At 62.4% G+C, this 4,883-nt stretch carries 5 protein-coding genes; 1 reads left to right on the top strand and 4 read right to left on the bottom strand.

The window, feature by feature from the left end:
* Positions 1–55: 55 nt before the first annotated feature.
* From LL236_RS14690 to LL236_RS14675, 4 genes are all read right to left on the bottom strand, one after another.
* A complete protein-coding gene (locus LL236_RS14690; protein WP_228179570.1) occupies positions 56–1,549 on the bottom strand; it encodes an ATP-binding cassette domain-containing protein in 1,494 nt (497 codons plus the stop codon).
* Positions 1,546–2,520, bottom strand: a complete 975-nt coding sequence (locus tag LL236_RS14685; RefSeq protein WP_228179569.1) for a sugar ABC transporter substrate-binding protein — start codon at positions 2,518–2,520, stop codon at positions 1,546–1,548. Before LL236_RS14685 ends, LL236_RS14690 begins: the two co-directional genes overlap by 4 nt.
* A gap of 308 nt (positions 2,521–2,828) precedes the next feature.
* Positions 2,829–3,683 carry an alpha/beta fold hydrolase gene (locus LL236_RS14680; RefSeq protein WP_228179568.1) on the bottom strand — a complete coding sequence of 285 codons (855 nt, stop codon included), beginning with the start codon at positions 3,681–3,683 and terminating at the stop codon, positions 2,829–2,831.
* Between the two features lie 29 nt (positions 3,684–3,712).
* On the bottom strand, positions 3,713–4,576 hold the full coding sequence (locus tag LL236_RS14675; protein ID WP_228179567.1) for an SDR family NAD(P)-dependent oxidoreductase: 864 nt from the start codon (positions 4,574–4,576) through the stop codon (positions 3,713–3,715).
* Positions 4,577–4,685: 109 nt separating this feature from the next.
* On the opposite strand from LL236_RS14675, the gene LL236_RS14670 reads away from it, so the two are divergent.
* On the top strand, positions 4,686–4,883 hold a 198-nt coding region (locus LL236_RS14670; RefSeq protein WP_228179566.1), incomplete at its 3' end, for a hypothetical protein.

The raw sequence follows: 4,883 nt of genomic DNA, 5'->3' as shown, positions 1-4,883 counted from the left end.
ACTTGAAATCCGTCATCGTTCCGTCCGTCCAATCTCCGCCAAGCATGCTCAAGCTTCACGATTTTTGCAACAGAGCCTCCAGGGGTGCATAGGCGCTTTGGGTGTCCGAGAGGTCCAGGAGCGTGGCGAGGAGCCGCGAATCGAAGTCCGCAGTGAGCGGGAGCTCTCTAGAACCTCTTCCGCCCAGGACGTAGGCGCGACCGCAGAGCGTCGCAATCTCGTCTGTTTCGGCCGACGCCACGAGCACCGCACACCCGGCGCTTGCTAGGCGGCGCACGGCCTCGCGAATGTCCCGCTTCGCGCTGATATCGACTCCCTGAGTTGGCTGGGACAGAAGCAGCACCGCCGGTGCCACGGGGAACATCCATCGCGCGAGGAGGTGTTTCTGGCGATTTCCGCCGCTGAACTCCGCGATCGGAGCGTGCCCGCCCGGTCCGATGATGTGGAGGGTTCGTCGTGCAAGGCGATACGACTCCGCGAGCGAGTCGCCGCGATTTCGCCGACGGCTAAGCCAGGGGAGAGCGACGTTGTCATATCCGCTCAGGGCGGGGATGAGCCCGTCCATCTCGCGATCCCTCGGGACCAGGTGCACACCCTTTGCGATCGCATCGTTCGGATCCTTCGGGCGATAGGCACCGCCATTCATTCGTGCGTCGACGGGATCCCCCAGGCCAAAAAGAGCGTCGAGCAGACGAAACTGCGGGCCTCCCGCCATCCCAAAGAGGCCGACGATTTCGCCGCCGCGGAAGCCGAATTGTTGTCGGCCGGACCCAACTTCTAGAACCGTTGAGCCTGGTTCCGTGACGAAGGTGACTTCGTCTTCGAGATCTGGTGCCAGCGCGTGCGCGAGCGAACGAGTAGTCATGTCCGCCGTTCGCTGATCGGCCACCAGCGCGCCCGCGCGCAGAACGATGATGCGGTCGCAGACGTCGAGGATGTCCGGAAGCCGATGGGACACGTAGATCACGGTTGTTCCGCGCGCCGCCGCGTCCCGAACGAGCCCGTGCAGAGCTTTGGTCTCGCGGTCGCCCAACGCGGCGGTCGGCTCGTCGAGAAACAGCACCCGCAGTTCGCCCGACAGGGATGTGCGCGCCAGGTCGACCATCTGCCGTTCGCCGAGTGAAAGTGAGGAAACAGGCTGCTCCAGCGTGATGGACTGTACCGGGTCGACGCGACGGAGGGCCCCTTCGGCCGCAGCTCGCCTGTGCCTTTTTCCGCCACCGACTTTCTTCATCAGCAAGAGATTGTCGAGCACGCTCAAGTTGGACGCTAACGCGGGCTCCTGATGGATGACGGCGAGCCCTAGGCCGCTAGCCGCCGTAGGCGTCAACGGCTGCGGAAGCTCCTGCCCGTCGAGCATGATTCGGCCCGACGTGAGAGGCACGGCGCCGGTAGCCACATTCAGAACCGTCGACTTACCCGCCCCGTTGTGCCCGAGGAGGCCGACGATCTCTCCGGCGCCGATCGAAAAGCTCAACGCGCTGAGCGCCCGCGTTGCACCGAAGTTGACGGTGGTGTCCAGAAACTCCAGACGGGTCGGCGTATTCATCGGACGTAGTACTCATCTGCGTTCGTTGCGTCCACAACGATAGATCGAAGTACGACATCCGCGTCCAGGTTCCCCTCGGCGGCATCGATGAGCATCTGAGCGTTGGCCTCGGCGAGAGCCTTCGCGGGCAGGATATAGCCAAAGCGCCAGATCGACTCAGGAATCTTGATTATGTCGAGCGACTCGTTGGTCGCGTCGAGGCTCGACACCAAGTAATCGGGGTCGTCGACCGCCACACCGGAGTCGACCAGAGCGCGATAGGCGCCAAGTGAGGCGTCGTCCCCGATCGCAAGCCATGCCTTGGTCTCCGGATCTGCGATCAACTGAGTCTGCGCGGCGGCATAGCCTTCATCCCGACTCGTAGCGGAGATGTCGACGATCTCCGCGTTGGGGGCAGTTTCGGCCAGACCGGCCTCGATCCCTTCGGCGCGTTCACGGGGGAGATCGACCGAACGGTTGGCCATGATGACAACAGGCACTGCGCCGTCACCGAAGGTTTCGATTACCCACTCGCCTGCCTGCCTGCCGAGTGTTCGACCGTCTTCGAAGGAGTCGAGGAGAAGCGCATAGTCGACTCCTTCCCACTTCGATGCATATCCGACGACCGGGATGCTCGCCGCAGCGGCCTCACCGGTCACCGGAACGAGGGAATCGGACTGGACCGGATATCCCATGATGGCCTTGACATCACCGCGCTGGATCCAGCCTTGCCAGTTGGAGACCTGAGATTGGATGTCCCACTGGGGATCGTCGGAGAGCAACTCGTAGCCCGCGTCCTCCACGATGGGCTTCATGAACTCCAGCGTGTCCACCCAGATCTGGATGTCCATGCCGGCGTAGCTCATCGCCACCGACCCTTTGGACGCTGCAGCATCGTCGGTCGCGTCGTCTGGCGCACCGCTTGTGCATCCGGTGAGTACCAGCGTTGCGATTAGGCCGCCAGCGGCAATTGCTCGGGTGAGATCTCTCATCGGGACTCCTTGTGCTCGGGCTGATCGCTGTGACCAGGTGCAGACCAAGTTAGGAGCGGGATGGCGGAAGAACATCCGCAATATTGCTGTGGTTTGCCTGCGCTACGGTTTGTTTACAGGCATGAAACACGACGTGTGCCTGGAAGCGTGGCGCGACGGACTCGGATCTTGTGCGCTCCGCAATAGAGGTTAGACTCCCACGATTCGGTCGTGGTCGACTGTTCTATTTCGACGGTCATTCGCCGAACAAACTGTCCGCTGCTACCCGGAACGCCTGCGATCCTGGGATCGGGCAGCCGCTTTAGCGGTCATCCGAGGCGCGACTCCGTCTCCTCGGTCAAGAACTCGTTTGCCAGGGCGTTGAATGCCGCCGGACTCTCTAGGAACGGGAAGTGAGAGTTCGCGATGTCTCTGGGGAAGACGTGCACGCGGGCGTCTGGGATTCTGTCGGCGATGTATCGCTGCGAATCCGGGTGGATGTGGCTGCCGTCGCAGCCGATCACCAGGGTCGGGATATTGATCCTGGGAAGAACGTCGCGCCAATCTTGGGTTGCGTGGTCGAACAGGAGGGGCACTGCGGCGAAAGCGGGAACTGTTCGTATTTCGCGGGTGACGAGATCCCAGATCTCGTCCGAGGGTTGGTTCGAGAACGTGCTGCGCACGAACGCCTCGGTCACAGCCGGTCCGTCGGGGCCGTTCAGCTGTGCGCCAAGCCCCACCAGCCAGTCTACGCCGAAGATGGCGCCGCTTTCCGCCTGCTCGGGTTCCGTGAGCCACGGAACGGCTGCGACTGCCGCGGGCTGATCGACGGCGATGAAGCGTCGCAACCTGGCGGTGCCGTTCAGGTCGATGTAGCTCCAGAGAACGGACACGCCCATTGACCAGCCGAGAACGTCGGCCTTGTCCAGGTCGAGGTAGTCAAGAAGGTCGGAGAAGTCCTGGGCGAATCGGGCGATCCGGTAGCCGTGGTCGGGTTTATCAGAGAGCCCGTGCCCGCGTTGGTCGAGGGTGATGACGCGGCGAGTTGAGCCGAGTCCGTTGAACTGATGCTGAAACATCGCTTGTGTCTGCCCCCATCCGTGGAGCATGACAAGGGGGACACCGTCCCCTCCGGTGTCGAGGTAGTGCAGGGTGACGCCATCGTTTGTCGTGAATGTACTCATCGTTGAGCCTTTCTTCTGGTGTTCGAATGTCAGAGGGAACGCATGTGCTGCCCGCCGTCCACAGGGAGAACGACGCCGTTGATGAATTGCGCGGCATCCGAGGCGAGGAAGAGGCTCGCGTTCGCCACGTCCCAGGGCGTGCCCATCCTCCCGGTGGGACTCCTCTCCTCCCTGGCGCGCCTCATCGCCTCGGGCGAGGAGTACTGCGAAGAGATCTCACGGTAGATGAGCGCGCTGTCGATGAATCCTGGTGCGACCGCGTTCACTCGGATGCCGTGTCGGGCGTACTGCAACGCGAGAGTGACGGTCAGCTGGTTCACCGCGGACTTCGACGCGCTGTACGCGGGATAGGGGTAACCGGTGTCTCGCAGGGACGCGAGAGAGGAGATGTTCACGATGGCGCCGCTGCGCTGCGAGGCCATCACCGGGAGCACGTACTTGCACGTGAGAAACACGGAACCCAGGTTGGTCGCCATCGACTTGTTCCAGTCCGCCAGAGTCAGATCGGGCGGCAGGCCCATCAGAGTGGAGCCCACGTTGTTATGAAGCACATCTATGCGCCCGGTGAAGGATTTCGCGTCCTCGACAACCGCCATCACATCGCCTTCGGAAGTCACATCGGCGCACGCCGACGCGGCGTCTCCGCCCTCTGACCGAATGTTCGCGACGGTGTGCGCAGCGTTCGCTTCGATCCGATCGACCACGATCACTCGCGCGCCCTCACGCGCGTAGGCAACGGCGGCGGCGCTTCCGTTGGACGGGACTCCGTCACTGTCGGATCCGCCTCCGAACACCAGAACGACCTTGCCGTCGAACCGCATCGCTCCAGGGGGGAGGAGCTCGCCGGTCATGACGGGCCGACGATCAACCAGATCCACGGAGACATGATTCATGAATTTACCATACCAATTTCAACTTTGGTAGTACCAATATCGAGGCCGAACGCTGGTGCCTGATTGCTACTGTCAGTCCTATGACTGTGACGCAGGCGGGCTCCTAGTGATGTCGGACCCGCTTTCTGAGGCGTTCGTCCACGAGGCCTCAGTCGTCGACGACGATGACGTGGTGATGCGGTCCCTCATTGATTTGATCGTTCGGACTGGACTCGGGGGAAAGCTCCTCAAGGCTCTGTTGCAAAGATTGGCGGCAGTCAGAGGTAGGCTGTCGCTCTGCGCCGATCAGGCGGCTGCTGCGAAATGG

Source organism: Microbacterium schleiferi (genome assembly GCF_020781975.1).
Classification (GTDB): domain Bacteria; phylum Actinomycetota; class Actinomycetes; order Actinomycetales; family Microbacteriaceae; genus Microbacterium.
This window is presented reverse-complemented; position numbering and strand designations above follow the sequence as displayed.